The 25,844-nt window shown below is 68.7% G+C and carries 22 protein-coding genes, 2 pseudogenes and 1 riboswitch; of the genes and pseudogenes, 15 read left to right on the plus strand and 9 right to left on the minus strand.

Going from position 1 to position 25,844, the window contains the following annotated elements; genetic code table 11:
• Nucleotides 1-238: pseudogene (locus AC1DW0_RS27460) on the plus strand (hypothetical protein); the annotation flags it as partial.
• A 13-nt stretch (nucleotides 239-251) separates the two neighbouring features.
• Here AC1DW0_RS27460 and AC1DW0_RS27465 read toward each other — a convergent pair.
• Nucleotides 252-1,631, minus strand: coding sequence for a leucyl aminopeptidase family protein (locus AC1DW0_RS27465; RefSeq protein WP_477949191.1), 1,380 nt, complete (start codon nucleotides 1,629-1,631; stop codon nucleotides 252-254).
• A 169-nt stretch (nucleotides 1,632-1,800) separates the two neighbouring features.
• Between AC1DW0_RS27465 and AC1DW0_RS27470 the strand changes: the two genes are divergently transcribed.
• The 5 genes from AC1DW0_RS27470 to AC1DW0_RS27490 all read left to right on the plus strand — a co-directional run bounded on the left by AC1DW0_RS27470 (nucleotide 1,801) and on the right by AC1DW0_RS27490 (nucleotide 5,956).
• Nucleotides 1,801-1,977, plus strand: a complete 177-nt coding sequence (locus AC1DW0_RS27470) for a hypothetical protein (RefSeq protein WP_457319903.1) — start codon at nucleotides 1,801-1,803, stop codon at nucleotides 1,975-1,977.
• Nucleotides 1,978-2,095: 118 nt separating this feature from the next.
• Nucleotides 2,096-2,674, plus strand: coding sequence for a hypothetical protein (locus AC1DW0_RS27475; RefSeq protein ID WP_477949193.1), 579 nt, complete (start codon nucleotides 2,096-2,098; stop codon nucleotides 2,672-2,674).
• A gap of 10 nt (nucleotides 2,675-2,684) precedes the next feature.
• Nucleotides 2,685-3,239, plus strand: a complete 555-nt coding sequence (locus tag AC1DW0_RS27480) for a tRNA-uridine aminocarboxypropyltransferase (protein WP_477949195.1) — start codon at nucleotides 2,685-2,687, stop codon at nucleotides 3,237-3,239.
• Between the two features lie 9 nt (nucleotides 3,240-3,248).
• Nucleotides 3,249-5,354 carry a protein-disulfide reductase DsbD family protein gene (locus AC1DW0_RS27485; RefSeq protein ID WP_477949197.1) on the plus strand — a complete coding sequence of 702 codons (2,106 nt, stop codon included), beginning with the start codon at nucleotides 3,249-3,251 and terminating at the stop codon, nucleotides 5,352-5,354.
• Nucleotides 5,351-5,956 carry a redoxin domain-containing protein gene (locus AC1DW0_RS27490; RefSeq protein WP_477949199.1) on the plus strand — a complete coding sequence of 202 codons (606 nt, stop codon included), beginning with the start codon at nucleotides 5,351-5,353 and terminating at the stop codon, nucleotides 5,954-5,956. Before AC1DW0_RS27485 ends, AC1DW0_RS27490 begins: the two co-directional genes overlap by 4 nt.
• 6 nt (nucleotides 5,957-5,962) lie before the next feature.
• Here the strand turns inward: AC1DW0_RS27490 and AC1DW0_RS27495 are convergent, their stop codons facing one another.
• Nucleotides 5,963-6,877, minus strand: a complete 915-nt coding sequence (locus AC1DW0_RS27495) for a glutaminase (RefSeq protein WP_477949201.1) — start codon at nucleotides 6,875-6,877, stop codon at nucleotides 5,963-5,965.
• A 34-nt stretch (nucleotides 6,878-6,911) separates the two neighbouring features.
• Here AC1DW0_RS27495 and AC1DW0_RS27500 point away from each other — a divergent pair, with 34 nt between their 5' ends.
• Nucleotides 6,912-7,811 (plus strand): class I SAM-dependent methyltransferase, encoded by a 900-nt coding sequence (locus tag AC1DW0_RS27500; protein ID WP_477949203.1) that lies wholly within the window; start codon nucleotides 6,912-6,914, stop codon nucleotides 7,809-7,811.
• A 12-nt stretch (nucleotides 7,812-7,823) separates the two neighbouring features.
• On the opposite strand, the gene AC1DW0_RS27505 is transcribed toward AC1DW0_RS27500, so the two are convergent.
• Together AC1DW0_RS27505 and AC1DW0_RS27510 are read right to left on the minus strand one after the other, a co-directional pair.
• Nucleotides 7,824-9,323 carry a serine/threonine-protein kinase gene (locus tag AC1DW0_RS27505; RefSeq protein ID WP_477949205.1) on the minus strand — a complete coding sequence of 500 codons (1,500 nt, stop codon included), beginning with the start codon at nucleotides 9,321-9,323 and terminating at the stop codon, nucleotides 7,824-7,826.
• 13 nt (nucleotides 9,324-9,336) lie between these two features.
• Nucleotides 9,337-10,209 (minus strand): c-type heme family protein, encoded by an 873-nt coding sequence (locus AC1DW0_RS27510; RefSeq protein ID WP_057297935.1) that lies wholly within the window; start codon nucleotides 10,207-10,209, stop codon nucleotides 9,337-9,339.
• A gap of 123 nt (nucleotides 10,210-10,332) precedes the next feature.
• Between AC1DW0_RS27510 and AC1DW0_RS27515 the strand changes: the two genes are divergently transcribed.
• The 4 genes from AC1DW0_RS27515 (at nucleotide 10,333) to AC1DW0_RS27530 (ending at nucleotide 13,642) form a co-directional block, all read left to right on the plus strand.
• Entirely contained in the window at nucleotides 10,333-10,557 is a 225-nt protein-coding gene (locus AC1DW0_RS27515; RefSeq protein WP_457319917.1) for a DUF1731 domain-containing protein, read from the plus strand.
• Entirely contained in the window at nucleotides 10,541-11,470 is a 930-nt protein-coding gene (locus AC1DW0_RS27520) for a hypothetical protein (protein WP_477949208.1), read from the plus strand. The genes AC1DW0_RS27515 and AC1DW0_RS27520 overlap by 17 nt, the downstream gene beginning before the upstream one ends.
• A gap of 96 nt (nucleotides 11,471-11,566) precedes the next feature.
• On the plus strand, nucleotides 11,567-12,235 hold the full coding sequence (locus tag AC1DW0_RS27525) for a response regulator (RefSeq protein WP_056191837.1): 669 nt from the start codon (nucleotides 11,567-11,569) through the stop codon (nucleotides 12,233-12,235).
• A 12-nt stretch (nucleotides 12,236-12,247) separates the two neighbouring features.
• Nucleotides 12,248-13,642: a sensor histidine kinase gene (locus AC1DW0_RS27530; protein ID WP_477949210.1), complete on the plus strand. Its 1,395-nt coding sequence runs from the start codon at nucleotides 12,248-12,250 to the stop codon at nucleotides 13,640-13,642.
• On the opposite strand, the gene AC1DW0_RS27535 is transcribed toward AC1DW0_RS27530, so the two are convergent.
• From AC1DW0_RS27535 to AC1DW0_RS27550, 4 genes are read right to left on the minus strand one after another with little or no spacing between them, the layout of a single operon-like run.
• Nucleotides 13,599-14,189: a 2OG-Fe(II) oxygenase family protein gene (locus tag AC1DW0_RS27535; protein WP_457445914.1), complete on the minus strand. Its 591-nt coding sequence runs from the start codon at nucleotides 14,187-14,189 to the stop codon at nucleotides 13,599-13,601. The genes AC1DW0_RS27530 and AC1DW0_RS27535 overlap by 44 nt on opposite strands.
• A gap of 54 nt (nucleotides 14,190-14,243) precedes the next feature.
• Nucleotides 14,244-15,008, minus strand: coding sequence for a ParA family protein (locus AC1DW0_RS27540; protein WP_477949212.1), 765 nt, complete (start codon nucleotides 15,006-15,008; stop codon nucleotides 14,244-14,246).
• A gap of 45 nt (nucleotides 15,009-15,053) precedes the next feature.
• Nucleotides 15,054-15,386, minus strand: coding sequence for an antibiotic biosynthesis monooxygenase family protein (locus AC1DW0_RS27545; RefSeq protein ID WP_056191846.1), 333 nt, complete (start codon nucleotides 15,384-15,386; stop codon nucleotides 15,054-15,056).
• Complete coding sequence (locus AC1DW0_RS27550; protein ID WP_056191848.1) at nucleotides 15,386-17,296, minus strand: B12-binding domain-containing radical SAM protein; 1,911 nt, start codon at nucleotides 17,294-17,296, stop codon at nucleotides 15,386-15,388. Before AC1DW0_RS27550 ends, AC1DW0_RS27545 begins: the two co-directional genes overlap by 1 nt.
• Before the next feature lie 177 nt (nucleotides 17,297-17,473).
• Between AC1DW0_RS27550 and AC1DW0_RS27555 the strand changes: the two genes are divergently transcribed.
• Nucleotides 17,474-19,900 (plus strand): YCF48-related protein, encoded by a 2,427-nt coding sequence (locus AC1DW0_RS27555; RefSeq protein ID WP_477949215.1) that lies wholly within the window; start codon nucleotides 17,474-17,476, stop codon nucleotides 19,898-19,900.
• A 48-nt stretch (nucleotides 19,901-19,948) separates the two neighbouring features.
• On the opposite strand, the pseudogene AC1DW0_RS27560 reads toward AC1DW0_RS27555, so the two are convergent.
• A pseudogene (locus AC1DW0_RS27560) lies at nucleotides 19,949-20,155 on the minus strand (GMC oxidoreductase); the annotation flags it as partial.
• A gap of 252 nt (nucleotides 20,156-20,407) precedes the next feature.
• Nucleotides 20,408-20,498, plus strand: a riboswitch (cyclic di-GMP riboswitch).
• A 112-nt stretch (nucleotides 20,499-20,610) separates the two neighbouring features.
• On the opposite strand from AC1DW0_RS27560, the gene AC1DW0_RS27565 reads away from it, so the two are divergent.
• From AC1DW0_RS27565 to AC1DW0_RS27575, 3 genes are read left to right on the plus strand one after another with little or no spacing between them, the layout of a single operon-like run.
• Nucleotides 20,611-22,770: a S8 family serine peptidase gene (locus AC1DW0_RS27565; RefSeq protein ID WP_056191853.1), complete on the plus strand. Its 2,160-nt coding sequence runs from the start codon at nucleotides 20,611-20,613 to the stop codon at nucleotides 22,768-22,770.
• Nucleotides 22,771-22,829: 59 nt separating this feature from the next.
• Nucleotides 22,830-24,419, plus strand: a complete 1,590-nt coding sequence (locus AC1DW0_RS27570; protein ID WP_235531788.1) for a sensor histidine kinase — start codon at nucleotides 22,830-22,832, stop codon at nucleotides 24,417-24,419.
• Nucleotides 24,416-25,828 carry an ATP-binding protein gene (locus AC1DW0_RS27575; protein ID WP_477949218.1) on the plus strand — a complete coding sequence of 471 codons (1,413 nt, stop codon included), beginning with the start codon at nucleotides 24,416-24,418 and terminating at the stop codon, nucleotides 25,826-25,828. Before AC1DW0_RS27570 ends, AC1DW0_RS27575 begins: the two co-directional genes overlap by 4 nt.
• The last annotated feature ends 16 nt before the right edge of the window (nucleotides 25,829-25,844 follow it).

Raw genomic sequence — 25,844 nt, forward strand, 5'->3', positions numbered from 1 at the left:
GCCGCGGGAGGTGCGCCGCGATGGGCCCCCGCCGCGCCGCGACGACCGACGCCCCGGTGGTGGCGGTCGCCCCGAGGGGCGCTCAGAAGGTCGCCGCGAGGGTGGCCGGCCGCCGCAGCGCCAGGGGCAGGGCAGGAAGCCCGATCAGCCGCGCCGCGACCAGGCGGCCAAGCCCCAGGTAGCAAAGGCGCAGCCGGCCCAGGAAGCTGAGCCGACCAAGGATCAGGCGCCCGAGTAATCGGGCCGCGTCATCAGGCCGAATACCGCTGCTCCAGGTAGGCGAGCAGGGTGCGGATCGTCTGCGCCTCGCCGCCCACTGGCCGGCCGGCGCGAGGCGCGTCGTTCCAGGCGAACAGGTCGACGTGCAGCCAGTCTTGCTGAGGCGGCAGGAAGTCTTCCAGGAACAGTGCTGCGTTGATGGCACCGGCCAGCGGGCTCTTGCCCGTGTTGACGATGTCGCCGATCGTGCTCTCGATGCCGGCGTGGTACGGCGCCCACAGCGGCATATGCCAGAGCGGGTCGTCCAGCTTCAGGCCCAGGTCGACGAGGTCGCGGGCCGTGTCCATGTGCTTGGCAAACAGCGCCGGCAGCTGGGCGCCCAGGGCCACGCGCGCGGCACCCGTCAGCGTCGCAAGGTCGATGACGAGGTCGGGCTTGCCCTCGGCCGCATAGGCCAGCGCATCGCAAAGGATGACGCGACCCTCGGCGTCGGTGTTGCCGATCTCGATGTGCAGGCCCTTGCGCGTCTTGATGACGTCGCCGGGCCGGTAGGCGTTGCCCGAGATCGAGTTCTCGACCGCCGGGATCAGCAGCTGCAGACGCACCGGCAGCTTCAAGGCCATGATGAGGGTGGCCAGGCCCAGCGCGTTGGCCGCGCCGCCCATGTCCTTCTTCATCTGGCGCATGCCTTCGCCGGGCTTGATGTTGAGGCCGCCGGTGTCGAAGCAGACGCCCTTGCCCACCAGGGCCAGCTTGGGGTGCTTGGGATTGCCCCAGTTCAGCTCGATCAGGCGAGGTGAGCGCGTGCTCGCGCGGCCGACGGCATGGATGCTGGGGAAGTTCTTCTTCAGCAGGGCGTCGCCGATGGTTTCCGCATAGGTCGCGTCGTATTGCTTGGCCAGCGCCTTGGCGGCGGCGGCCAGCTCGGCCGGGCCCATGTGCTCGGCCGGCGTGTTGACGAGATCGCGCGTGGCCGAGATCGCCGCGGCCAGCGCCAGGCCGCGTTCGGCGTCAGCACCGCCCTTCAGCACCAATGTGGCCGGCGCGCGCTTGGCCGGCTTGTAGAGGTCGAAGCGGTAGCCGCCCAGCTCCCAGGACATGGCCGCGCCCTCCGGCAGCAGGGCCAGGCCGGCGTCATCCAGCTTGTAGACACCTTCCGGCAGGGTCAGCGGCAGATGGCTCAGCGAAAAGGGGTGAGCGCTGTGGGCCACGCCGGCAAAGACCTGGGCCAGGCGGCCATCGGCTCCGGGAATCAGGGCGTGGCTGTCCGGCGCACCGACAAAGCCGACCGTCGCCAGCCAGGCGCGGGTGGCCGGTGGCAGGCCGGGGGCCAGGGCCTGGAAGGCGGCGCGGTCCACGACGGTGATGGGAGTGGCCTTGGCCGGGAGGGTCTTTTTCAGCTGGACGGTCATCGCGGAGTCCTGGATTCAAAAGCGGCATTGTCTGCATAGCCGGTGACCGCAGGCCACAAGTGCAAAGAAGTGTGTTTGGCCTGTCAACCACCCCCAACCAGCCCGCGTTGTGCCTCCCAATCGCGCCCCACTCGGCGTGAGACGGCCCTCCAAAGGCCAGACAGCCATGATGAAGATCCAGCCCCGCACTGAACACCCGCCGCGCCGCCTGCCCCTCTCCGAGGTGGCCTGGAGCGCCGAGGAATCCGTCGAAAAGGGCCGCAAGCACGAGGCCTTCGACACCGGTTTCTACAGCGGCGAACGCCGCGGCCTCGCCCGCGCCATGCGCCTGGACCGCAAGCGCTGAAATCGGCAACTCTCCTCTTTGCAGCCCGCCGTCCGACACCGGACGGCGGGCTTTGTTTTGGGCTGAACGGGAAATCCTCCCGGATTTGCTGGCCTGACAGCGCCGAGAATGCGCCCCCATGAAAGCCGCCCGCCGCTCCATCGCCTTCTTTTCCGGCCTCCTGCTGTACTGCTTCGGCGCGGGCGCCGCCATGAAGTACGCCACCACCGGCCTGCCGCGCCAGGTCTATGCCCAGCTGGGTGGCCGCAACAGCCTTCAGGTCATGCTCGGCGAGGCCGTCGCCATTGCGCTGCTGCTCTTCATTGCCGCGCTGATCTGGGGCTATCTGACGCTGCGGCCGCAGCGCCGCCGGCACCGCCCCTATGTCGCGTGGATGATGTCCGGCGTCGGCGTGGCCTGGGCGGGCTGGTTGATCTTCGGCGCCTTCAGCTTCGCGCTGAAGCCGCGCGCCTACTCGGCGCCCCTGCAGAGCATGCTGCTGTCGTCCAGTGCGGCGCCGCTGTTCGGTGCCTTCAACATCTTCGGCGTCGTTGGCGGCGTCTGGCTGGCCGGCCGGCTGGCCAAGAGGCGCCAGGTCGGCTTGCCCACCACGCGCTCGCGCCGCCACCACGGCGAGGAGGAGTCGGCCGCTGATGCCGGCGCCGACAGCACGGTGTCGACCATCGCGCCGCACTCCGTGTCGCCACCGGTGAACTGAGCCGAGGCGCATGCCCCGCGCGGTCTGCCCGCGCTGCGAGCGCCCGGCCTGCACCTGCCTGTGCGCCACGCTGCCGGCGCCGCTGGCCGTGCGCACCGAACTGCTCATCCTCCAGCACCCGGCCGAGGCCGGTCATGCCAAGAACACCGCCGCCTTTCTGACGCTCGGCCTGAGCCCAGCCGCGTGCCTGCTGCGCGGCGAGGCCTTCGACCCCGCACTGGCCCGCCCCGGCACGGCGCTGCTCTACCCGGGCGAGGGCGAGGGGGCCACGCTGACCGACGTCAATCGCCTCATCCTGCTGGACGGCAATTGGCGCCAGAGTCGCCGCCTGCTGGCAGTCAACCCCTGGCTGGCCGCGCTGCCGCGGCTGAGCTTGCCCGAGCAGCCCGGCCGCTATGCGATACGCCGAGCCCACCGCCCTGGCCAGCTGTCAACACTGGAAGCCGGTTTGCATGCCTTGGCCCTGTTGGAAGGCGGGCCGGAACGCTTCGCACCGCTGTGGGCCGCGTTCGATGCATTTGTTCAGGCAGGCCTGTCACGACAGGGTGAAAGCGGGATGGCCTAGGATTTCGGGATGTTCTCGTTCCTGCGCCCCCTCCTTCCGGCTCTGCTGGCCGCCCCGCTGCTGGCCTTTGCCGCACCGCCCGAAGCGTCCACGGAGCATGTGCAGGCCCGCCTCGTCTCCAGCCAGGCCGCGGTGGCGCCGGGCCAGCGCTTCACGGTGGCACTCGAGCAGAACATCAAGTCGCACTGGCACACCTACTGGCTCAACCCGGGCGACTCCGGCCAGGCGACGACGATCGACTGGAGTGGCGCCCAGGCCGGGCCCATCCAGTGGCCCACGCCGGCCATCCAGGCCATCGGCCCCATCGTCAACTACGGCTACGAAGGCCGCGCGGCCCTGCTCGTCGACTTGACGGTGCCGGCCGACGCCAAGCCCGGCAGCCGCTTCAAGCCGGCCGCCGAGGTGAAGTGGCTGGTCTGCAAGGATGTCTGCATTCCCGAGCAGGTCAGCCTGGGCCTGGACTTGCCGGTGTCGGCCACGGCCAAGGCCGGCGCCGATGCGGCCCAGATCGAAGAATGGCGTGGCGCCATTCCCAAACCGGCAAATTTCGCCGTGCAGCTCAAGCCCGCGCCGCAAGGCGTGCGCCTCAGCGGCCCAGCGGCTGGCCTGAATCTGCCCATCAGCAAGGCCTATTTCTTTGCCGACACCTGGGGCGCTGTCGCCCACAGCGCCCCCCAGGCGTTCCGAACCGAGGGTGCCGGCTGGGTGCTGGACATCCCTGCCGGTGACGAACCCTTGCCCGCTGGCAAGCCGTTGTCCGGTGTCATCGTGCTGACGACTGCGGCCGGCGAACAGGCCTGGACCGTCTCCGCGCCCATGCCCGAAGGCGCCGGCAAGGGACCCGGCCCGGCCGATCTCAACGCCCCTGCGGCCGAAACCGCAGCGCCCGCCCCCGCGCCGGAAAGCGACCTCGGCCTGCTGCCTGCCCTGGCCCTGGCCCTGGTTGGCGGCCTGATCCTGAACCTGATGCCCTGCGTCTTCCCGGTGCTGTCCATCAAGGCCCTGGCCCTGGTGCGCGAAGGCAACCACAAGGCCGAGGGCCTGGCCTACACGGCCGGCGTGCTCGTCAGCTTCGCGGCGCTGGCGGCGGTGTTGATCGCGCTGCGTGCCGGCGGCCAGCAGGTGGGCTGGGGCTTCCAGTTCCATTCGCCGGTGTTCGTGCTCATCGTCAGCTATCTGCTCTTCCTGGTCGGGTTGAACCTGTCGGGCTTCTTCGAGTTCGGCGGCAGCTTCACCGGTGTGGGCTCCAACCTGGCCGCGCGCCAGGGCCTGGCGGGCAGCTTCTTCACCGGTGTGCTGGCGGCCGTCGTTGCCACGCCCTGCACGGCGCCCTTCATGGGCGCGGCCCTGGCCTTTGCGTTGTCCCAGCCGGCGGCGGTGCTGCTGGCTGTCTTCCTCGCGCTGGGCCTGGGCCTGGCGCTGCCCTTCCTGCTGCTGGCCTTCTGGCCCGCGGCGCAGCGCTGGTTGCCGCGGCCCGGCGCGTGGATGGACAAGTTCAAGCAGTTCCTCGCCTTCCCGATGTATGCGGCCGTCGTCTGGCTGCTGTGGGTGCTGGCCCAGCAGGCCGGGCCGGACGGCGTCGCGATGGCGCTGGGCGGCCTGGTGGTGATCGCCTTCGCGCTGTGGCTGCACCGCGCCGGGAGGGGCGTCGTCAGCGGCGTGGCGATGGTGGCCAGCTTCGTGCTGGCGCTCAGTGTCATTCACTGGATCAGGCCCATGCCCGCCGACGCTCATGCCGCCGCCCCGGGATCGGCCATCGAGGCCTACAGCGCCGAGCGCCTGGCCGAACTGCGCGCTCAAAACAAGCCGGTCTTCGTCAACATGACGGCGGCCTGGTGCATCTCCTGCCTCGTCAACGAGCGCGTCGCGCTGTCGCGCCCCGAGGTCAAGGACGCCTTCGCCAAGGCCGGCGTGGCCTATCTGAAGGGCGACTGGACGCGTGAGGACCCGAACATCACCGCCGTGTTGAAAGCCCATGGCCGCTCCGGCGTGCCGCTCTACCTCTACTACGCACCGGGTGCCGCCGAGGCCCAGGTGCTGCCGCAGATCCTTACCCCCGGTCTCATCGTCGAGGCCATCTCTGTGCCCCCCGCCTCTTCCAGGAGTTCGACATGACCTTGCTTCGCCGCAGCCTGCTCGCCGCCCTGATCCTTCCCGCACTGGCCCACGCCACGGCCAATGTCGACGCGCCCGCGCCGACCTTCTCTGCCTCGACGGCCGACGGCAAGACCGTCAATCTGGCCGACTACAAGGGCAAGACCGTCGTGCTGGAGTGGACCAACCACGACTGCCCGTATGTCAGGAAGCACTATGGCAGCGGCAATATGCAAACCCAGCAGAAAGCCGCCGCGGCCCAGGGCGTCGTCTGGCTGCAGGTGATCTCCTCCGCGCCCGGCCAACAGGGCTTCGTGGACGGTGCTGCCGCGCAGAAGCTCAACGCCGATCGCGGCGCAGTGCCCACTGCGACCCTGCTCGACCCCAAGGGCGAGCTCGGCAAGCTCTACGGCGCGCAGACGACACCACACATGTACGTCATCAAGGCCGATGGCACCCTGGCCTACAAGGGCGGCATCGACAGCCTCGCGACGCCCGACAAGGCCGACATCGCCAAGGCTGAGCCCTATGTGACCGAAGCCCTGGCCGCGGTGGCAGCCGGCCGCAAGGTCGAGAAGGCATCGACGCGACCTTATGGCTGCAGCGTCAAGTACGCCAGCTGATCTCGCCTAGAAGACCGACAGCCCCGTCTTCGCCACGAACAGTTCCAGCGCCCGGCGGCCCAGCAGGGAGTTGCCGGTGCCGTCCAGCGCTGGCGACCAGACGCACAGCGTGAGATGGTCGGGCACCACGGCGACGATGCCCCCGCCGACGCCGCTCTTGCAAGGCAGGCCGATGCGGAAGGCGAACTCCCCTGCAGCGTCGTAGGTGCCACAGGTCAGCATCAGCGCATTGACCCGGCGCGTCTGCGCCGTGCTGAGCACGGGCGTGCCGGCCAGCGGGTGGCGGCCGTCGCGGCACAGATAGCCGGCGGCGCAGGCCACCTGTTCGCAGCTCATCGCGATGGCGCATTGGTTGAAGTAGACGTCCAGCACCGTGGCGACGTCGTTGTCCAGCGTGCCGAAGCCCTTCATGAAATTGGCCAGCGCCGTGTTGCGAAACCCGGTGTCGGCCTCGGAGCGCGCCACCTCGGCGTCGATGCCGACGGCCTCGCCGCACAGCCGACCCAGCAGCGCCAGCAGTTCGGCCTTGGCGTCGCCCTGCGACACCAGCCGGTCCGCCACTGCGATGGCACCGGCATTGATGAAAGGGTTGCGCGGAATGCCGCGCTCTGTCTCCAGTTGCACCAGCGAGTTGAACGGGCTGCCCGAGGGCTCGCGACCGATGCGGTCCCACATGGCCTCGCCCAGCGCGCGGATGGCCAAGGTCAGCGAGAACATCTTGGACATGCTCTGGATGGAAAAGGGCACGGCGCTGTCGCCGGCCGCGGCCGTCTCGCCCGCGCAGGTGCGCAGCGCGATGCCGAACTGCAGCGGCGACACCCGCGCCAGCGCCGGGATGTAGCTGGCAACCTTGCCGCCGGCCGTGGCGAGTTGCGGGCGCAGTTCGGCGTTGATCTCGTCGAGGATGAGCTGGAGGTCCATGGCGGCCATTCTGGCCCGGGACAATGCTTCACCCATGCAAGCTCTGCTCGACGTCATCGCCGCCTCGGCGGCCCTTCCCCAGGGCGCTCAACGCCTCTTCCACGGCCGCGGCGGCCTGCATCCCGGCTGCGAGCACCTGACGCTGGACGCCTACCCGCCTGCGCTGCTGCTGACCAGCTTTGAGCCGCTGGCCGACGAGGCGCTGGCTGCCATCGGTGCGGCGATCACGGCGTGCTGGCCTGCGGCGCCCTGGGTCTTCCAATGTCGCCAGGAGGGCGGCCGCGTTCAGACGCGCCTGATGGCCGGCGCCCTGCCCGAGCCACACGTCGTCAGCGAGGCTGCCACGCGCTACCTCGTGCACCTGCTGCGCGGCCAGAACCATGGCCTCTTCCTCGACATGGCCGAAGGCCGGCGCTGGGTGCGCGAGCACATGCAACCGGGCGCCAAGGTGCTCAACCTGTTCGCCTACACCTGCGCCTTCTCGGTCGTCGCGCTGCAGGCCGGCGCGGCCGAGGTCGTCAACGTCGACATGGCCTCGGGTGCGCTGGCCATCGGCCGCACCAACCATGAACTCAACGGTGTGAAGGCGGGCGCCAGGTTCCTGGCACATGACATCTTCAACTCCTGGGGCAAGCTGACCCGCGGCGGGCCCTATGACCTCGTCATCTGCGACCCCCCCAGCTTCCAGAAAGGCAGCTTCGTCGCGACCAAGGACTACGCGCGGCTGGCGAAGCGGCTGCCTGCGCTGCTGGCGCCCGGGGGCCATGCATTGCTGTGCCTGAACACGCCCAAGCTGGGCCTGGATTTCCTGCACGGCGTGATGGCCGAGCACGCACCGGAGCTGGCATTCGTCGAACGCGTGGCGAATCCGGAGGTGTATGCGGACGTCTCGGCAGATCGAGGACTCAAGGTGTTGGCCTATCGCCTGCCCTGAGCCTGCCGCGCCTCAGGAAAGTCGCCCCAGCTCCGCCAGCAACTTCGCCCGCGCTGCCGGATCGTTGACCGACTCCGCCAGCCGGTTGAAGAACACCGCCCGGCTGTCCGTGCCGGCTGCGGCCCGTTTGATCAGCACCTTGGCGATGGGCCCGACATGTTTCGCCAGCAGAACCTGAGCCTTGTCCATGACGGCCTCGTTCAGCGGCCCGCCGATGAGGGTGCCGCTGCCCGCCGAGCCCGCCGAGCCCGCCGTGGCGCCCTTGGAGCCACCGGCCGACGGCGAACCGGCCGTGCCGCCGCCTGCCGTGCGGTGGTGGCCGCCGGTGACCAGGCTGGCCTGGCCGAGGAAGGCGTCGCGCGCACGCGGGTCGGTGACCTGCTCGGCCAGCTTGCTGTAGAGCTCGTTGATGTCCTGGCACTCGCGCGCGGCGCGGCGCACCAGCACGCTGGCCAGCGGGCCGACATGCCTGGCCAGCGTCAATTCGGCCTGGGTGAGCTGGGCCTTGTCCCAGTGCGATGGCGTCGGGGCGCTGGCCGTGCCCGCCGTGGAGCCGGGCAGCGACGTGCCTGACAGCGAGGGCGGTGCGACAGTGGGCGTGGCCAGCGGCTGCGCGGCGCGCGCGCGCGCTGGCGCCAGCATCACGGTCTTTTCCCAGCCGGTGTCGTCGATGCTTTGGCCGATGCCGTCGGTGATGGCCTGCTTGAATTCCTCGGCGGTGGCATAACGGTCTTCGGGGCGCTTGGCCAACGCGCGGGCAATGATGGCGTCGAACCAGCCCGGGCGCTCGACACCCTCGATGGTCGACGGCGGCTGCGGCATGTCGTTGACGACCTTGTACATCAGCGCCTCGGTCGTGCCGGCGAAGGGCGCGCGGCCGGTGAGGAGCTGGTAAAGCACGACGCCGGCGCCGTAGATGTCCACGCGCCGGTCCATGGGCTTGCCCAGGAACTGCTCGGGCGCCATGTGGCTGGGGGTGCCCACCATGTAGTGGGTTTGCGTGAGGTTGGTGCTCTCGATGCGGGCGATGCCGAAATCGGCCACCTTGAGCCGCCCCCCGGCCGTCGTCATGATGATGTTGGCGGGTTTGATGTCGCGGTGCCAGACGCCCTTCTCGTGCGCATGGCCGAGGGCATCGAGCAGCTGGCTCATGATGCCGGGGATGTCGGTGTCGGTGAAGCGGACCTTGGCGCCGAGGTAGCTGGCGAGCGAGCGGCCCTCGACAAACTCCATCGCGATATAGGCCACGTTCTCGGCGCGGCCGAAGTCGTAGACGGCGACGATGCCCGGATGGTGCAGCCGGCCGGCGGCCTGGGCCTCGTTGCGGAAACGCGAGGCCGGCGCACCGGGGCTGTCGTCGTCGGCGTCGAGCTGGGTGCGGATGGTCTTCAGCGCAACCGTGCGCTGGATGTCGGGGTCGAAGCCCTTGTAGACGACACCCATCGCGCCCTCACCGAGAACCTCGGTGATGCGGTATTTGCCGAGCTGTGTCGGGTGCTTCTTGTCGCTCATGCGCTGAAATGACTCATGTGTCCAGCAGCTTCATGGCCTGCACGACGCTGGCCCGCATGCGAGAGAAGGAATGGGACAGCGTGGCGATCTCGTCCTTGCTGGTGGCCTGGAACTCGGGCGCGTCCAGGTCGCCCTGACTGACGCGGTCGGCCAGGGCCGACAGGCGCGTGACGGGGCGCACGACCAGCATCCAGACCATCAGGTTCAGCACGACGCCGACGGCGACGAAGACGCCGATCAGCGACGTGATGAAGACCTTGAAGGTCTGGTCGGCGCGCTGCAGCGGCACGCCCAGCGGGACTGAAACGACCTGCGCGCCGATGACTTCGTTGAGGTTCCAGCCGAAGCCGTTAGCGGGGCCGTACTTGGCGACCATGGTGGCCGGCGCGGCCTCGACGCTGCTGTGGCAGGCCAGGCAGGCCGGGTCGGTGATGCGCAGCGGACGGGCGATGTAAAGCGAAGGGCCGGCGGGCGTGTCGCGCGTGCCGACGGTTTCCTTCAGGTCGGCCGAGGAGCGGAACTGGCCGACGATGTCGACCTCCCAGCTCGTTGCACGGTCGCGCGGGTTGGTCGGGTTCAGCGTCGCTTCCTTGTAGGCGAACTCGGGGTGCTTGGCCAGCAGCGTCCCCAGCACCTCCGTGGCGGAAAAGCTCGGCACCGTCTCCGGCAGGAACTTGTCGGTCATCTGCGAGACCAGCAGTGGCTTGATCTTCGTGTTGGTGTAGCTGCGCACGGCCAGCGCCTTCTCCATCAGCATCTGCGCGGTGGCGATGGTTTCCTGCTTGGCGTTGTCCTGCAGCAGATTGCGCGCGATGTAGCCGCTCAGGGCGATGCCCAGGCTCATCACGAGCAGATAGACCAGATTGAATTTGGCGAGCAGTTTCATGGTGTTTTTCCCGGAGGCCGGCAATGGTAGTGCGCCGATATGGCTGAGTGGCTTCGTGCTTGCTCGTGGTTCCCGGTGCAAATCCACAGAAGAAAGGGCGCCGGACCGAAATTGGGCCTACCGATGCAGGCCCTGGCCGCCTCCTTCGGCCGCCGTGCCTGGCTGCGCATGCCCGCCTGGCCGCTGCGCAGGCTGGCCGGCGAGATGTCCACGCTGTTGCTGGACGGCCAGAACGTCGTTCCTGCCGCGGCGCGGGCCGCCGGCTATCGCTTCCGCTTCCCCACGCTGCAGGCGGCGCTGTCCGACCTGGCGGCCCGGCATGATGCCGGCCATGAACTCGCCCATTGACCGCTGCAACGACGGCAGTGCGAACCCGCCGCGGCTGCGCCGCGACATCAACCTCGGCACCCTGGCCGAGCTGCCGCGCGCCTCGACCGGCTGGCGCGCGACGCATGCCGAGCAACTCGCCCTCTTGAAGGCCGACGGCCACGAAGCCGTGCAGATCTGGCAGCCCACGCGCGAGGCCGCCCGGGCCGCGCGCGACGCCGGCCTGGCCGTCACCGGCATCTGCCGCGCACTGGTTCCAACCGAGGTGGCCGCCATCGTGCGTGAGCAGCGCGACCTCGGCTGCGAGATCACGACGCTGCACGTGGGCAACAGCTTCGAGACCGACGCCGAGATGGATGCCCTTGCCGCGGCCGTGCTGGAAGCCTCGGCGCGGCACGGCCACCCGCTCTATGTCGAGACCCACCGCGGCACGATGACCCAGGATCTCCGCCGCACGCTGGATCTCGTCGAACGCTGGCCGGCGCTGCGCTTCAACGCCGATCTGTCGCACTGGTACACCGGTCACGAGCTGACCTATGGCGGCGAGTTTCACGCCCGCGCGCAGCGGCTCGCGCCGGTGTTCGAGCGCGTGCGCTTCCTGCATGCCCGCGTCGGCAACCCGGGATGCATCCAGACCGGGCTCGACGACCCCGGCGACTACCTCAGCCACTTCCGCTGGATGTGGCAGCGCTGCTTCGAGGGCTTTGTGCGCGGCGCCGGGCCGGGTGACTACCTGAGCTTCAACGCCGAGCTGCTGCCGCAGAAGATGGGCGCCGACTTCTGGCTGCACTACGCCCAGCCGCGTGTCGACCTGGCGGGCGACCGTTTCAACGGTGAGCCCAGCGACCGCTACGTGGACGCCGGGCGGCTGTGGCAGATCGCCGGCGAATGTTTCGAGGCGGCAACACGCGCAGTGGTGGGCGCGCCGCGCTGACATTCACTTCGCGGCGCATTGCTGGCATGTGAACGGCCCCGGCGTGACAGCCCTGCGTCAGCACATCGGCCGCTCTCGCGCCATACTGCTGCCACCATGCGCATCCTGCTCGTCGAAGACGACGAACAACTCGTCGAAACCACCGCCCGCGCGCTGCGCTCCCAAGGCTGGGTCGTGGACTGCACCGCCCGCGGCGAGCCCGTGCCGCGCTCGCTGAAGGAGGACGCCTACGACCTCCTCATCCTGGACATCGGCCTGGCGGGCATCGACGGCTTCGAGACGCTGCGCCGCGTGCGCGCCGAGAGCATCGCGGTGCCGGTGCTGATCCTGACCGCCCGCGACGCCGTCGAAGACCGCGTGCGTGGCCTGGAAGGCGGCGCCGACGACTACCTCGTCAAGCCCTTTGCGTTGACCGAGCTGGTCGCCCGTGCCCGCGCCCTGGTGCGGCGCAGCCAGGCGCGCACCAGCAACCAGCTGCAGCTGGCGCGCCTGCGCATCGACCAGGAAGCCCGCCGCGCCTACATCGACGACGAGCCACTGGCCCTGTCCGCCCGCGAATGGGACGTGCTCGGCTTCCTGATGGCGCGCTCGGGCAAGGTCGTGCCCAAGGAGCACATCGCGCTGGCCAGCAATGCCTGGGACCAGGGCGTCAGCGACAACGCCATCGAGGTCTGCCTGTCGCGCCTGCGCGCCAAGATCGAGCCGGGTGGCGTGCAACTTCGCACTGTGCGCGGCCTCGGCTACCTGCTCGAGGAAATAGGCTGACGGTGGCTGACATTGGCTGAGGGTTCACGCTCCAGCCTGCAGCGGCGGCTGTTCGGCTGGCTGATGCTGCCGCTGGTGCTGGCCTTGCCCGTGCTCGGCACGGCGCTGTACGAGCAGGTCAGGCACAGCGCGCAGAGCTGGCTCGACGAGGGCCTGGAGGACACCGCGCTGACGCTGGCGGGCCAGATCGACGTGCGCAGCGGCGAGCCCCGCATCGATGTCAGCGCCACCATGGACCGCGCCCTGCGCTTCGACCGCCAGGACGATGTCTTCTACCTGGTGTTGGCGCCGCGCGGCGAGGTGCTGCAGGGCGACGCCGGCCTGGCCGAGTTGCAGCCCCGCCCGGCCCCGCAGGCGGCGGGCCACTCCTCCTACGGCGACGTCAAGCTGCGCGGCCGAGAGCTGCGCCTGGTGCAACTCGGCCATGACTGCGGCACCGGTGTCTGCCAGATCCTCGTTGCCGAGACCCTGCACAAGCGCGACGCGCTGCAGAGCGAGATCGGCAGCTCGGTCGCGTTGAACGGCGTGGCGCTGGCTTTGCTGCTGGCCCTGGCCGGCTGGTGGGCCATCCGCCAGGGCCTGGCGCCGCTGACGGGCCTGAGCGCCGAGCTGGAGCATCGCGACCTGCACCGGCTGACACCGCTGGCGGCCAGCCTGCCGCGCGAGCTGGTGCCACTGCAGGCCGCCTTCAACCGCCTGTTCGAGCGCCTGGCCCGCGCGGCCGGCGCCCAGCGCGAGTTCCTGGCCGACGCGGCCCACCAGTTGCGCACGCCGCTGACCTCCCTGCAGACCGAGATCGAGCTGGCCATGCTGGAGCCGCACGACCAGCGCGTGGACCCGCTGCTGGAGCGGCTGCGCCAGCGTGTCGTGCGCAGCGCCCGCCTGGCCCAGCAGCTGCTGTCGCTGGCCCGCGCGGAGGACCGCAGCGTCGACGTGGGGCAGCGCATCGACCTGCGCGACATCGCCACCGAAAGCGGCCAGGACTGGGCCCATCGCGCGCTGCCTGCGGGTGTCGACCTCGGCTTCGAACTGGCCGAGGCGCCGGCGCTGGGCCATGCCTTCCTGCTGCGCGAGCTGCTCGAGAACCTCATCCACAACGCCGTCAGCTACGCCGGCGCAAGCGCCCGCATCACGGTGCGTTGCGGCAGCGATGCGGCCGGACCGTGGCTGGAGGTCGAGGACAACGGGCCCGGCATTGCGCCAGCCGACCGCCCGGCCGCCATGCTGCGTTTCCGCCGCGGTGATGCCGCCACGGGCACCGGCAGCGGCCTGGGCCTGGCCATCGCGGCCGACATCGCGGCCCGGCACGGCGGCCGGCTGGAGCTGCTGGATGCCCACGCCGGCCCGGGGCTGCGGGCGCGGCTCAGCCTGCCGCCGGTGCCTGCGGACCCAGCCCCAGCTGCTTGAAGAGGTTCATCGCGACGACGACGCGCCGCCCCGGCGTGGCCGGCACCTCGTGCATGGTGATGCCCGGGAACATGATCAACGTGCCGGGCCGCGGCTGGTAGGCGCTGGTCTTGGAGAACACCAGCGGCGCGCAACCGGCTTCAGCTTCCAGGTAGACAACGCAGCTCAGGTCGGCCGGCCAGTGGTTGTGCGGGGCCGTGTAGTCGGCCTCTTCGTAGATGGCGCCCCAGCAGTGGGTGACGAGCAGGTCCAGCCCGAGCGAGTCGAGCTCGCCCGACCAGGCCTTGGGCGCGGCCGCCTTGGCGATCTCGACGACGCTGGCGCACAGCGGCAGCAGCTTGGCATTGAGCATGTGGCTTTTCCACGGGCTCATGTACACCGACTTCACGTTGGACTCGGGCGATTGCGGGTGGCTGACGCGCAACTCCTCGATGGCCTCGCGCGCCAGCTGCAGCCGGTCCGCGATCGGGCCCAGCTCGGCAATGATGACGGGCAGTTCGGTCTGGACGCTGGCGCCGACGATGCGTACGGAGTCGGAAGTGCTCATGCCGCGATTCTGGCCCTCGCGGCGCGCGGCCAAGGCCGGAAAAACCGGCCCGCTTCAGCCCAAAGCGTCGTACAGCGCCTGCATCTCCTGCGTCAGCTTGTGCCGCGCATCGAGATGAATCATGGGCCGGCTCAGCTCGTGCGATTCCTTGACCTTGACGCTGCTCGACAGATACGGCTGCAGCACCGGCAGGCCCTCGTCCAGCAGCTCCTGCACGACGCGCTGCGGCAGCGAGGCGCGGGCCTGGAACTGGTTGACGACGATGCCCTCCACCGACAGCTCGGGCGCGTGGTCGGCGCGGATCTCTTCCACGGCTTCCAGCAGGCCGTAGAGCGCCCGGCGCGAGAAGTCGTCGCAGTCGAAGGGGATGAGGCAGCCCTGGGACGCGATCAGCGCCGAGCGTGTGTAGAAGTTCAGCGCCGGCGGCGTGTCGATCCAGATCTCGTCGTAGTCGTCGGCCAGCGGCAGCAGCGCGTCGCGCAGCTTGTAGATCTTGTAGCGGCTCTCCAGCTTGCCGTGCAGCTCGTCGAGCTCGGCGCTGGCCGGCATCAGGTGGAGGTTCTCCCAGGGCGTCTCGACGACGAACTCGGTCGCGCCAGGTGCGCGCACGCTGAATTTCAGCGTCGATTCGAAGAATTCAGCCGAGCCCGCGGCGCCTTCATCCAGCGCATCGCCCATCAGGTAGCGGCTGGTGTTGCCCTGACGGTCCAGGTCGATGACCAGCACCCGCTTGCCCGCTGCCGCGGCAATCGCCGCCAGGTTGCTGGTGATCGTGGACTTGCCCACGCCACCCTTCTGGTTGAACACGACTCGCCGCATCGCCGCCTCCGTTGCTGGATGCGGCGATTGTGCGCTGCACAAAAGTCAGTGGGCCGGCGTGGTTTCGGCGAGCGGATGGGCGATGCCGCCATCGCCATAGGTGCGCACCACCTCGGCGATGACCACCTGGTAGCCCCTCAGCCATTTGGCTTGGGCCTGCTTGGCCTCGCGGTGCGCGGGGTGGCTCATCAGCTGCTGCAGGGCCTCCATCGAGTCCCAGTAGTAGACGTTGGAGATCAGCCCGTTCGCTGCGTTCTCCCAGGCTTCCTCGCCGAGGTAGCCGGGAATGGCGCGGGCGATGGCGGCGATGCGGTCGTCCAGCGCGAAGAAATCGGCGTCGTAGTCGCCCTTGGCGAAGGTGAAGGTGGAGGTGTACATCAGGTGATTGTCGCGAGGGCGCGCTCGACGAAGCGGCGCGGCACTGTCGTCTTGGGTACGCGCACCGGGAACCAACTGCGGATATCGCTGTCCACGCCGATGCCGTGCATGAAGTTGTACAGGCCCTTCTTCAGCCCCTGGCCCAGGCCGTCGTGGTCGGTGGGCGTGGGGTCGATGAAGGCGACGTCGTTCTTCGCAAAGCGGCCATCGGCGGGCAGGGGCTGTAGCGTGACGCCGTATTCCGCCGGGTTCAGTCCGACGGGCGAATGCACCGTGCAGGCGAAGCGGTGGAAGAAGCCGCTGTGGATGCAGCCGTTCTCGAACAGCTGGCGCACGTATTCCAGCGCGTCCACGGTGTCCTGCGTTGTCTGCGTGGGGAAGCCGTACATCAGGTAGGCATGCACCAGCACGCCGGCGTCGGCAAAGGCCTTGGTCACGCGCGCCACCTGCTCGATGCTGACGCCCTTTTTCATCAGCTTCAGCAGCCGGTCCGATGCCACCTCCAGCCCGCCCGAGATGGCGATGCAGCCGCTATCGGCCAGCAGCTGGCAGAGCTCGGGTGTGAAGGTTTTCTCGAAGCGGATATTGCCCCACCAGCTGATGGCCACGCCGCGGCGGATCAGCTCCTCGGCCAGAGCCTTGAGCGCCTTCGGGGGCGCGGCTTCGTCGACAAAGTGGAAGCCCGTCTGGCCCGTCTCCTTGACGATGGCCTCGATGCGGTCCACCAGCACTGAAGCCGACGCGGCCTCGTAGCGCGAGATGTAGTCCAGGCTGACGTCGCAGAAGCTGCATTTCTTCCAGTAGCAGCCATGAGCCACGGTCAGCTTGTTCCAGCGGCCGTCGCTCCAGAGCCGGTTCATCGGGTTGAGCATGTCCAGCAGCGACAGATAGCGGTCCAGCGGCAGGCCGTCCCAGGTCGGTGTGCCGACGTCATCGAAGGGAATGTCGGGCTCGACGAAGTTGGTGTACCTGACCTCCGTGCCGTCGCGCCAGAAGGTACGCACCAGGCGCGTCTTGGAGCGCTTGCCGGCGACGTGCTCCAGCAGCGCCAGCAGTGGCCGCTCGCCGGCGTCCAGCGTCACATAGTCGACAAAGTCGAAGACGCGCGGCTCGGCCAGTTCGCGCAGCTCGGTGTTCACATAGCCGCCGCCCAGCACGCAGACGACCTCTGGCCGTGCGGCCTTGATCGTCTGGGCGATGCGCAGGGCGGCGTAGACCGAGCCGGGGAAGGGCACGGACAGCAGCACGACCTCGGGTTGGTGCTGTTCCAGCGCGGCCAGCGTCAACGTGTGCAGCGTGCGGTCGACGAGATTGGGCGGAGCGGCCAGGGCGGTGGCCAGCGGGTCGAAATGCGCTTGGGCCGCGGCCAGGGATTCGGCATAGCGGACGAACTCGAAGCGTTCATCCACGGCGTCGCGCAGCACGTCGGCGAGGTCGTTCAGGAAGAGGGTTGCGAGGTGGCGCGCGCGGTCCTGCAAGCCGAGGGCGCCAAACGCCCAGGCGAGCGGGTCGCCGCCGTCCTCGTCGACATAGGCGTCCAGCGACGCGAAGCGTGCGCCTTCGGGCAGGAAGGCGCGGGTATTGATGCGATGCGCCAGCGTCGGGTCGCGGCCCTGCAAGAAGCCGAGGACGCGCGGCGTGGCGGCAGCTATTGCCGGGAACTCGGCGGCAAACCAGGCCGTCTGCGGCGTGCGCTCGCCTTCGGGCAGGGCCAGCACGGCTTCATGCAGCTGGGCCAGGCCGGTGGGTGTGAACAGCTCCAGCACCAGGGCCAGCGCCAGGTCCACCTGCTGCGCATCGATGCCGCGTGAGCGCAGGAAGCCCGTCAGGTAGGCGGTGGACGGGTAGGGCGTGTTCAGCTGCGTCATCGGCGGGATGACGGAGAGGACGCGGGAACGATCAGACGGCATGCCGTGATTGTCGCGGCCGTCGGCCTCACGGAGATTGCATGCCGGCCGCACCTAGCCGGCCGTGTCTGCAGCGTGATGCTTTGCTTGGCCTTTTGCTAACTGACGGGAAATAGACACATCGTTTCGTGCCCTATTGCACGGATAGACTGATTAGCAAATATCAGCCGAAGAGTGCGAATGAAAACACTGAACAGGAAATTGCCGAGCTGGTGGGGTGCGCTGGTTGCAGCGGCGCTGCTGAGCGCATGTGGCGGCGGTGGTGGGAGCGGCGGCGAGCCTCCCACACCGCCGACCCCTTTGCCAGATACCCTCAGCGTCACGGCACCGGCGACGGCCGAGTCGACCAGTGAGCTCCAGTTTGGCAGCAGCGCGCCCTCGACGCCGGGCCTCAGCTTTGGTTGGGATTTCGGTGACGGCAAGACCAGCACCGAGACCAGTCCGAAGCATCAGTACGCCAAGGGTGGCGATTACGACGTCAAGCTCACAGTGAGCAACGCTGCAGGCGCCTCAAAGACGGAGGTCGTCCGCGTCAGCATCACCAACCTGAACAACGTCAGGGGCCTGCAATGCTCCAAGACAGGCGATGGCGGCTGGTGCTGGCAGCAGCCGTTACCGCATGGCAATGTGCACACCGACAGCTTCTTTGCATCCAAGACCTCGCTGTTCGTGACGGGAGAGCATGGCGAGCTGTCCCGGAGCACGGATGGCGGCGTCACCTGGTCGACTGAGGCCAGCGGTTCCACGAAAGCGCTGAGGGCCGTCAGTTTCGCTTCGGCGAAGCACGGCTGGGTCATGGGTGACGAGCCCACGTTGCTCCGCACGACCGATGGTGGGGAGACATGGAGCCGCACGGCCCCCGTGCCCCTTGCGCTGCGAGCCGGCTTTGGCAGTCGGCTGGTGGCGGTCGACGATCAGATCGCTATCGTCGGCACCACGGGCCTGCACACGACCGATGGGGGCGCAACCTGGGCGCGGCACGATTTTTTTCTCAGCGACATTTCATCGCGCGGGACGTTCTGGGGTTTCTCCGGTGCCGAGTTGAGACGCTCCACGGACTTCGGACGGACCAGCACGGTCGTGCTCGACCTGTTGGCTCATGGCAATGGCGGTAGCGCGTTCTTCAACCTGGTCGACGACCAGACCGTGGCTGCCGGATGGGTGTTGTCGACGTTCGACCCGGCCACGGTGAGCTGGGTAACAACCTATACGCTCCTCCTGAGCTTTGACGGCGGTGACAGCTGGCGCCGCGTCGACCCGAGCACCCTTGATGGCGCCGCGATGCCGGTGGGCAACAGGCTGAGCATCATCCGGGCGAGCGCAGCGGACCAGGTGCTGCTGGCCAGCCTCGACAATCGGACGCTGATCTCCAGCAACGACGGCGGAACGCACTGGAGCACCGTGCGGCTGCCTGCGCTGGGCGCCACCGGCGAGGGAGCCCTGGCCGTCGGCACGACGGTGCTGGTGCCGTCACAGGGCCCCTTTATCTGGCGGCCATCCGAATTGGGAGGCGAGTACGCAGAACGCGGTCTGGCCTGGAGCGGTGACGGAGGGCAAACATGGTCCTCCGCATCGGTGGAGGGCCTCAGCAAACCCACCTATGCGGCCTTCAAGCGCCTTCGTCAGGTCGATGGCAACGTCTTCAGCATGCAGGACAGCACCGGGCGCGCCTTCCTGTCGACCGACGGAGGACGCAACTGGACGATCGCGGTCGATGCCGCTCCACTGCCCAACTACCTTCCCTCGTCGCCCTGGTTTGGCGGGTACTCCATGAAACTCGCCTTCCTTGACGCCAAGCGCGGCCTTGGTCTGGATGCGACGGGCCAACTGCGCCAGACGAGCGATGGCGGGCGAACCTGGACGACCAAGCCGAGCACAGGCCTGCCCTCCACGGCCACCAACACGGCGCTGCGCTTCGTCGACGACAAGATCGGCTGGATGCTGCAGAGCGACGGCCGCCTGTACAAGACGCCGGATGGCGGCGCCACATGGCGTGATGGCCAGCTAGTTCATGGGGGCCTGGTGCGATTCGACTTCGTCGACGCCAACCGTGGCTGGGGCGAGCCGACCGATCGGCGCGGGCTGGTGTTTACCCGCGATGGCGGCCAGACGTGGATGACCCTGTCACCGCCGCAGACGGTGAGCGTAGGTGGGCTGTTCTTCGGAGACGGGCGACAGATCGTCATCTATGGACCTGGCACGTTGCTGGCAAGTACGGTGGACGATGGCCAGACCTGGACGGTTCTCGCGCCCAACGTTGAATCGCCGTTCAACACGCGCAGCAAAGTCATCGCGAGCGATGCCAAGACCTGGTGGTCCGCGCAAACCTTCGGCTTGTACCGTTCGGACGACGCTGGCGCCACCTGGACCGAGGTGATGGGCGTCATCGGGCAGTTCGCTGACATTGCGTTCGCCGATGCCAACAACGGATGGGCGGTGGGCCGTGGAGGCATGGTTGTTGCCACCACGGATGGCGGCAAGACGTGGGTCAGACAGCCCACACAAGCAGACCGCGACCTGTGGCGCATCCAGACCGTGGACAGCAAGACGGCCTGGATCGAAGGTGAGGCGGGGACGGTGCTGGCTACCGGCAACGGGGGGCGTTAGTCCGCCAGCCCCGGTGCGCTGTAGCGGGGCACGCCGACGAGGCGCGGCTCACGCTGCCAGCCACCCAGCCAACTTCTCCGCAGCCATCAACGTCGGCGAATTCGTGTTCCCGCTCTTGATCGTCGGCATCACGCTCGCATCCGCGATGCGCAGCCCGCTCACGCCGCGCACGCCGCGCACGCCGCGCACGCGCAGCCGTGAGTCGACCACCGCACCGGGGTCGTCCTTGCGGCCCATGCGGCAGGTGCCCACGGGCTAGATGGTTGTTGATATCGCGCGCCAGTTCCTCGTCGGTCTGGTACTACGGCCGCCGCCAGCGTCAGCTGCTGCAGCGCAAGACTGAGGCCTGGGCACCCTGACATGGCTTGCGTCGATCGGCGCATGCCTTCCTATTTGGACGGTGCTGCATTCATGGCCGGATCGTCGATGTGTAACGGTGGCCAGACGGTACTGGAAGCGCCACTTGTTCACGGCGTTACGCCGCGATTTCAGATACATTTTTTTCACTGATGACAAAGGCACACCCGAGCGAAAGCCGGGGTCGCAAAGCTTCCGGTCTAAGGCCCGCCTGGCGGGTTACGACAGCGGGGTTGCCAAGGACAAGCCGCCGGCAGGTCGCCGTCGACATGGCAGCTCTTCCGTCGCCGGGATGCGGCGCGACGCCCGACCGGGCGTGTGCGTAGGAATCAGCGCAACAACGAAAGCTGTCCATGAAGTCCACCACGCTCCCTCTTCGATTCGTAGTTCTGATCGAGTGGCGCCTGCACGCGGCGCTTGCGCTGCTGCTGACGCTGGCTGCATTGCTGTGGCCTGCACTGGCGCAAGCAGCGCCGCGCGACAAGATTGCCGCCGATCTGCGCCAGGCCGTCGATTCGGCCGCTGCGCCTCGCCAGCGCTGGCAACAGGAACTGGCTGGTCGCCGCTACGTGCACACCCTGGTCGTCAGCGACGGGCGGGACGCCGAGCTGGTCGAGCTCCGCCGCGCGGTCGTGGCGGCGGGAGGCACCGTCTACTGGCGCTACCAGTCGGTGCCGGCGCTTTTCGTGACCTTGCCCGTTGACAAGGTTGACGCGCTCGCTGCGCGGCCGGACGTGCAGAGCATCTCGCCGAACCGGCGCGCGGCCCGCACGTTCAGCCTGACCGAGGCCTCCACCGGCGCAGCCGACGTGCGTGCCGCCACGATCGGCGCGGCGCGGGGCCTGGACGGCTCGGGCGTCGCCATCGCCGTGCTGGATTCGGGCATCGCTGGGAACCACACCGCGTTCACCGATGGCCAGCGCTCGCGGGTCGCACGCGCCGTCGACTTTGAGAAGGTGACGCAAGGCGGCGCGGGCCGCGCCTGGCAGCCCGGCGTCGACCGATCCGACGCGGCGCTCGATGAACGCCCCCAAGCGGCGGGCGGGGCGGATGCATATGGCCACGGCACGCATGTCGCGGGCGTCGCCGCAGGCCGCTCGACGTCGCGTCTGCCCGAGTCGAGCGGCATCGCCACCCAGGCCTCGCTGGTCGACGTCAAGGTGCTTGACAGCCGCGGCGAAGGCGAGCTGAGCGATGTGCTGGCCGGGATCGACTGGGTCATCGCGCATGCGAAGCAGCAAAACATCCGCGTGCTCAACGTGAGCCTTGCCGCCGATTCGACCGAGTCGTATCGGACCGACCCGCTGTGCGGCGCTCTGCGCGGCGCGAGCGCAGCCGGCCTCGTGGTGGTCGTTGCCGCCGGCAACTACGGCACGGACGCTTCCGGCCAGGAGCGCTACGGCACGATCAGCTCGCCGGGCAACGAGCCCTCGGTCATCACCGTGGGGTCGGCCAACACGCAGGCGACGGCCTCGCGCAGCGACGACGCAGTCAACCATTTCAGTTCCCGCGGGCCCACCCGCGGCGGCCTGTTCCTGCCCGACGGGCGCCGCGTCGCCGACAACCTGCTCAAGCCGGACCTGGTGGCTCCGGGCAATCGCATCGTCGGCCCGATGGCGGCCGGCAGCACGCTCGCCACGGACTTCCCCTCGCTGTCGGCGCCCTATGGCGGCACGGCGCAGCCGCGGGGCCGCGAGCTGATGGACCTGAGCGGCACTTCGGTCGCTGCGCCGGTGGTGTCCGGTACCGTGGCCCTGATGTTGCAGGCCAACCCCGGCCTGACGCCCCCGTTGGTGAAGGCGATCCTGCAGTACACCGCGCAGGCCCTGCCGGGCGCCAACCTGCTGCAGCAGGGCGCGGGCCTGTTGAACGTCGACGGCGCGGTGCGGCTGGCCGGTGCGCTGCGCAGCGATCTCGCCACGGTCATCGCCAGCGGCCGCATCGCGGCGGGTGCGCCGCTGCTGGCGCCGGGCCAGGTGATGCCCGCGCCGGTGTCGATCATCGGCGGTCAGTCGGTGCCCTGGAGTCGCATCATCTTCGCCGGCGGGCGCCACCTCTACAGCGGCAGCGCGCTTTTCACCCGCTACCAGCCGGTGTACGACCCGGGCCTGTTCTGGGTGGGCGGCAGCGCGACGCGCGTTACTGTCCAGATCCGCCCCGGCGCGGCGCTGTCGACGATCACGGCGTCTCCCGTGCCGACGGGGCAGCGCTTCCTGACCGACGGCGTCATCACGCTGAATTCGCTGGTCGGCCGCAGTTCGCTGCTGGGTCGCACGGGCGTCTTCGTCCCCACCGCGACGCTTTCCGGCTGGCTGGCATCGGGCAGCGGTGTGGTGCTCAGCGAAGGCGTCGTCCTCAGTGAGGGTGTGGTCCTCAGCGAAGGGGTCGTCCTCAGCGAAGGCGTGGTGCTGAGCGAAGGCGTGGTGCTCAGCGAGGGTGTCGTGCTGAGCGAGGGCGTGGTGCTCAGCGAGGGTGTCGTGCTCAGCGAAGTTGCCCGCACCGGCGAACGATGATGGTTGCTGCAGGCGCCGAGCCCGGAGTGAGCTGGCCTCGGCGCGTCCATCAGGCACTGATGCCGGACTACAACCGCAAGGCGGCGGTGTATTGGTGGGCGGTGGTCTGCATCGGTGTGGTGGTGCTCGCGCACTCGTTGCGCCACGTTGTGAGCCTTTCGCCGGATGCCTGGTTGCGCGTGGTGGGCGGCACGCTGCTGGCGATGCTGGCCGGGCTGGTGCCGGTGCGGATTCCGCGTTCAACGAACTCGTTCACCGCTGGCGAGATCTTCATCTTCCTGCTGCTGCTGCTGAACGGGCCGGAGGCCGCGGCCGTGGCGTCGGCAGCGGAAGCGCTGGTCGGCGCCTGGCGCACCTCCAAGCGCTGGACCAGCCGCATCGCCAGCCCCGCGATGGCGGCCATTGCCATGTTCAGCGCCGGCACGGTGCTGCACGTGGCACTGGGCGAACTGCGTAGCCATCAGCTGGAGAGCGACAGCCTGATCCTGCTGGGCGCGATCCTGTTTGCGCTCGCCTACTTCGTGCTGAACACCGTGATGGCCACGGCCGTGCCACGGCTCAAGCGCAACGAGCCGCTGTCGGTCCGGGCATTCGTCGACGCATTCGGCTGGCTTGGCATCGCCTACGCGGGCAACGCCTCGGTGGCGACATTGCTGTTCCTCAGCTTCCGGCAGTCGGGCATCGTCGTCGTCGTCGCGGCCACGCCGATCATCGTGATCCTGCTGACGACCGGCCACTTCTTCTTTCGCCGCGAGGAAGCGGCCGAAGCGGTGCGCAAGGCGCGCGAGCAGCAATTGGCGCAGAAGCAGGCGCTGGAGAACGCGCGCCAGTCGGGCATGGCCGAGATCGCCACCAACGTGCTGCACAACGTCGGCAATGTGCTCAACAGCGTCAATGTGTCGGCCGAGTTGATCAGTGGCAAGGTCCGCGGTTCGGAGGCCGCAGGGCTGGCCCGCGCGGTGGCGCTGCTGGACGCGCATGCGCAGGACCTGGGCGACTACCTCACCCGCGACGCGCGCGGGCGGCTGCTGCCAGGCTATCTGAAGCAACTCTCGGTGGCGGTGGCCGAGGAGCGCCAGCAGATCCTTGACGAGCTGGCGGCGCTGACGCGCAGCGTGCGCCACATCAAGGAAATCGTGGCGACGCAGCAGTCCTACGCCGGCGCGTCCAGCATGGTCGAATCGACCCGCATCACCGACTTGATCGAGGATGCGCTGCGCATCGATACCGGCGGCATCGGCCCTCTGCGCGTGGAGCGCGAGTTCGAGGATGTGCCGGCATTGATGCTGGACAAGCACCGCACGCTGCTGATCCTGGTGAACCTGATTGGCAACGCGCGCCATGCGGTGCTGCAGGCGCCGCCCGACGTCGGGCAATGCATCGTGGTGCGGGTACGGGCGGTTGAAGGGGATCGCCTCCAGGTGGCTGTTGCCGACAACGGTTGCGGCATCGCGCCGGAGAATCTCACGCGCATCTTCGCGCACGGGTTCACGACCAAGCAGGACGGCCACGGTTTTGGCCTTCACAGTTGCGTATTGGCAGCTCAGGAGATGGGCGGTACGCTGACTGCCCACAGTGACGGCCCCGGAACCGGGGCCACCTTCACGCTTGAACTACCGCTGACCGCTGCCACGGACACCCAGGCATGAACTCCTTCGAGAACCGTCGCGTCCTGCTGGTCGACGACATGCCGACGATCCATGCGGACTTCCGCAAGATCCTCGCGCCCGAACTCGGCGCCGCGTCGGCGCTGGAAGCCGCCAAGGCGGCATTGTTCGGCGACGAAATCACCGCAGCCGCCCAGCCCTTCGAGCTCGACTCGGCCTACCAGGGCCAGGAAGGCCTGGCCCGCGTGGTCGAGGCGCTGGCGCAGGGCCGGCCCTATGCGGTGGCCTTCGTCGACATGCGCATGCCGCCCGGGTGGGATGGCGTGGAGACGGTCGAGCGCCTTTGGCAAGCCGACCCGAGGCTGCAGGTGGTCTTCTGCACCGCCTACTCCGACGCCTCATGGGAGGAGGTGCTGCAGCGCCTGGACACCCGCGGCCGGCTGCTCATCCTGAAGAAGCCCTTCGACAACATCGAGGTGAGCCAGCTGGCCAACGCGCTGGCTGCGAAATGGCAGGCCACGCAGCAGGCTGCCGCGCAGATCGATCAACTTGAAGCCGCGGTGGCCGCGCGTACCACCCAGCTGACGCAGGCGAACGCGGCGCTGCAGGCGGAAATCACGGAGCGCAAGCAGCTGCAGACCCAGCTGGTGCAATCGCAGAGCCTGGCGTCCATCGGGCAGCTCGCCGCCGGGGTGGCGCACGAGATCAACAACCCGATTGGCTATGTCTTTGCGAACCACGGCACGCTGGATACCTACCGGGAACAGTTGTTCGGGCTGCTCGGCGCCTACCGCGCGGCCGAGGACCAGCTGCCCGCGAGCCTGGCCGCATCGCTTGCAGCACAGCGGGAGCAGGTGGGCCTGGACTATCTGCACGACGATATGCCGGCGCTGATCCAGGAGTCGCGCGAGGGCCTGATGCGGGTTCGCCAGATCGTGCAGGATCTGAAGGATTTCTCACGCGTCGACGCCGGGCAGGAATGGCAGCGCGTCGACCTGCACGCGGGCATCGAATCCACGCTCAACCTGGTCGCTGGCGAAGTGCAGCACAAGGCCGACCTGGTGCGGGAGTTCGGCCGGTTGCCGGACGTCGACTGCATGCCGTCGCAGATCAACCAGGTGGTACTGAACCTGGTCGTCAACGCAGCCCATGCGATCGATAGCGGGGTGCGCGGCACGATCACGCTTCGAACCGGTTGTGAAGGCGACGCGCATGTGTGGCTGGAAGTGGCCGACACGGGCTGCGGCATGCCGCAAGAAGTGCTCGGGCGCATCTTCGAGCCCTTCTACACCACCAAGCCGGTCGGCCAGGGCAGAGGGCTCGGGCTGTCCTTGTCCTACGGCATCGTGCAAAAGCACGCCGGGCGCATCGACGTGCACAGCCAGGTCGGCAGCGGCACGACGTTCCGCGTCACGCTGCCGGTGCGGCGAGCCGAGGCGACGCCGGGCTGAGCGCGGTGACTGGGGC

The organism is Roseateles sp. P4_D2 (assembly GCF_056401875.1).

Excerpts from the sequence above, each read along its gene's own strand:
- AC1DW0_RS27465 (WP_477949191.1), bottom strand. The coding sequence starts at position 1,631 with ATGACCGTCCAGCTGAAAAAGACCCTCCCGGCCAAGGCCACTCCCATC.
- AC1DW0_RS27470 (WP_457319903.1), top strand. The coding sequence starts at position 1,801 with ATGAAGATCCAGCCCCGCACTGAACACCCGCCGCGCCGCCTGCCCCTC.
- AC1DW0_RS27475 (WP_477949193.1), top strand. The coding sequence starts at position 2,096 with ATGAAAGCCGCCCGCCGCTCCATCGCCTTCTTTTCCGGCCTCCTGCTG.
- AC1DW0_RS27480 (WP_477949195.1), top strand. The coding sequence starts at position 2,685 with ATGCCCCGCGCGGTCTGCCCGCGCTGCGAGCGCCCGGCCTGCACCTGC.
- AC1DW0_RS27485 (WP_477949197.1), top strand. The coding sequence starts at position 3,249 with ATGTTCTCGTTCCTGCGCCCCCTCCTTCCGGCTCTGCTGGCCGCCCCG.
- AC1DW0_RS27490 (WP_477949199.1), top strand. The coding sequence starts at position 5,351 with ATGACCTTGCTTCGCCGCAGCCTGCTCGCCGCCCTGATCCTTCCCGCA.
- AC1DW0_RS27495 (WP_477949201.1), bottom strand. The coding sequence starts at position 6,877 with ATGGACCTCCAGCTCATCCTCGACGAGATCAACGCCGAACTGCGCCCG.
- AC1DW0_RS27500 (WP_477949203.1), top strand. The coding sequence starts at position 6,912 with ATGCAAGCTCTGCTCGACGTCATCGCCGCCTCGGCGGCCCTTCCCCAG.
- AC1DW0_RS27505 (WP_477949205.1), bottom strand. The coding sequence starts at position 9,323 with ATGAGCGACAAGAAGCACCCGACACAGCTCGGCAAATACCGCATCACC.
- AC1DW0_RS27510 (WP_057297935.1), bottom strand. The coding sequence starts at position 10,209 with ATGAAACTGCTCGCCAAATTCAATCTGGTCTATCTGCTCGTGATGAGC.
- AC1DW0_RS27515 (WP_457319917.1), top strand. The coding sequence starts at position 10,333 with ATGCAGGCCCTGGCCGCCTCCTTCGGCCGCCGTGCCTGGCTGCGCATG.
- AC1DW0_RS27520 (WP_477949208.1), top strand. The coding sequence starts at position 10,541 with ATGAACTCGCCCATTGACCGCTGCAACGACGGCAGTGCGAACCCGCCG.
- AC1DW0_RS27525 (WP_056191837.1), top strand. The coding sequence starts at position 11,567 with ATGCGCATCCTGCTCGTCGAAGACGACGAACAACTCGTCGAAACCACC.
- AC1DW0_RS27535 (WP_457445914.1), bottom strand. The coding sequence starts at position 14,189 with ATGAGCACTTCCGACTCCGTACGCATCGTCGGCGCCAGCGTCCAGACC.
- AC1DW0_RS27540 (WP_477949212.1), bottom strand. The coding sequence starts at position 15,008 with ATGCGGCGAGTCGTGTTCAACCAGAAGGGTGGCGTGGGCAAGTCCACG.
- AC1DW0_RS27545 (WP_056191846.1), bottom strand. The coding sequence starts at position 15,386 with ATGTACACCTCCACCTTCACCTTCGCCAAGGGCGACTACGACGCCGAT.
- AC1DW0_RS27550 (WP_056191848.1), bottom strand. The coding sequence starts at position 17,296 with ATGCCGTCTGATCGTTCCCGCGTCCTCTCCGTCATCCCGCCGATGACG.
- AC1DW0_RS27555 (WP_477949215.1), top strand. The coding sequence starts at position 17,474 with ATGAAAACACTGAACAGGAAATTGCCGAGCTGGTGGGGTGCGCTGGTT.
- AC1DW0_RS27565 (WP_056191853.1), top strand. The coding sequence starts at position 20,611 with ATGAAGTCCACCACGCTCCCTCTTCGATTCGTAGTTCTGATCGAGTGG.
- AC1DW0_RS27570 (WP_235531788.1), top strand. The coding sequence starts at position 22,830 with ATGCCGGACTACAACCGCAAGGCGGCGGTGTATTGGTGGGCGGTGGTC.
- AC1DW0_RS27575 (WP_477949218.1), top strand. The coding sequence starts at position 24,416 with ATGAACTCCTTCGAGAACCGTCGCGTCCTGCTGGTCGACGACATGCCG.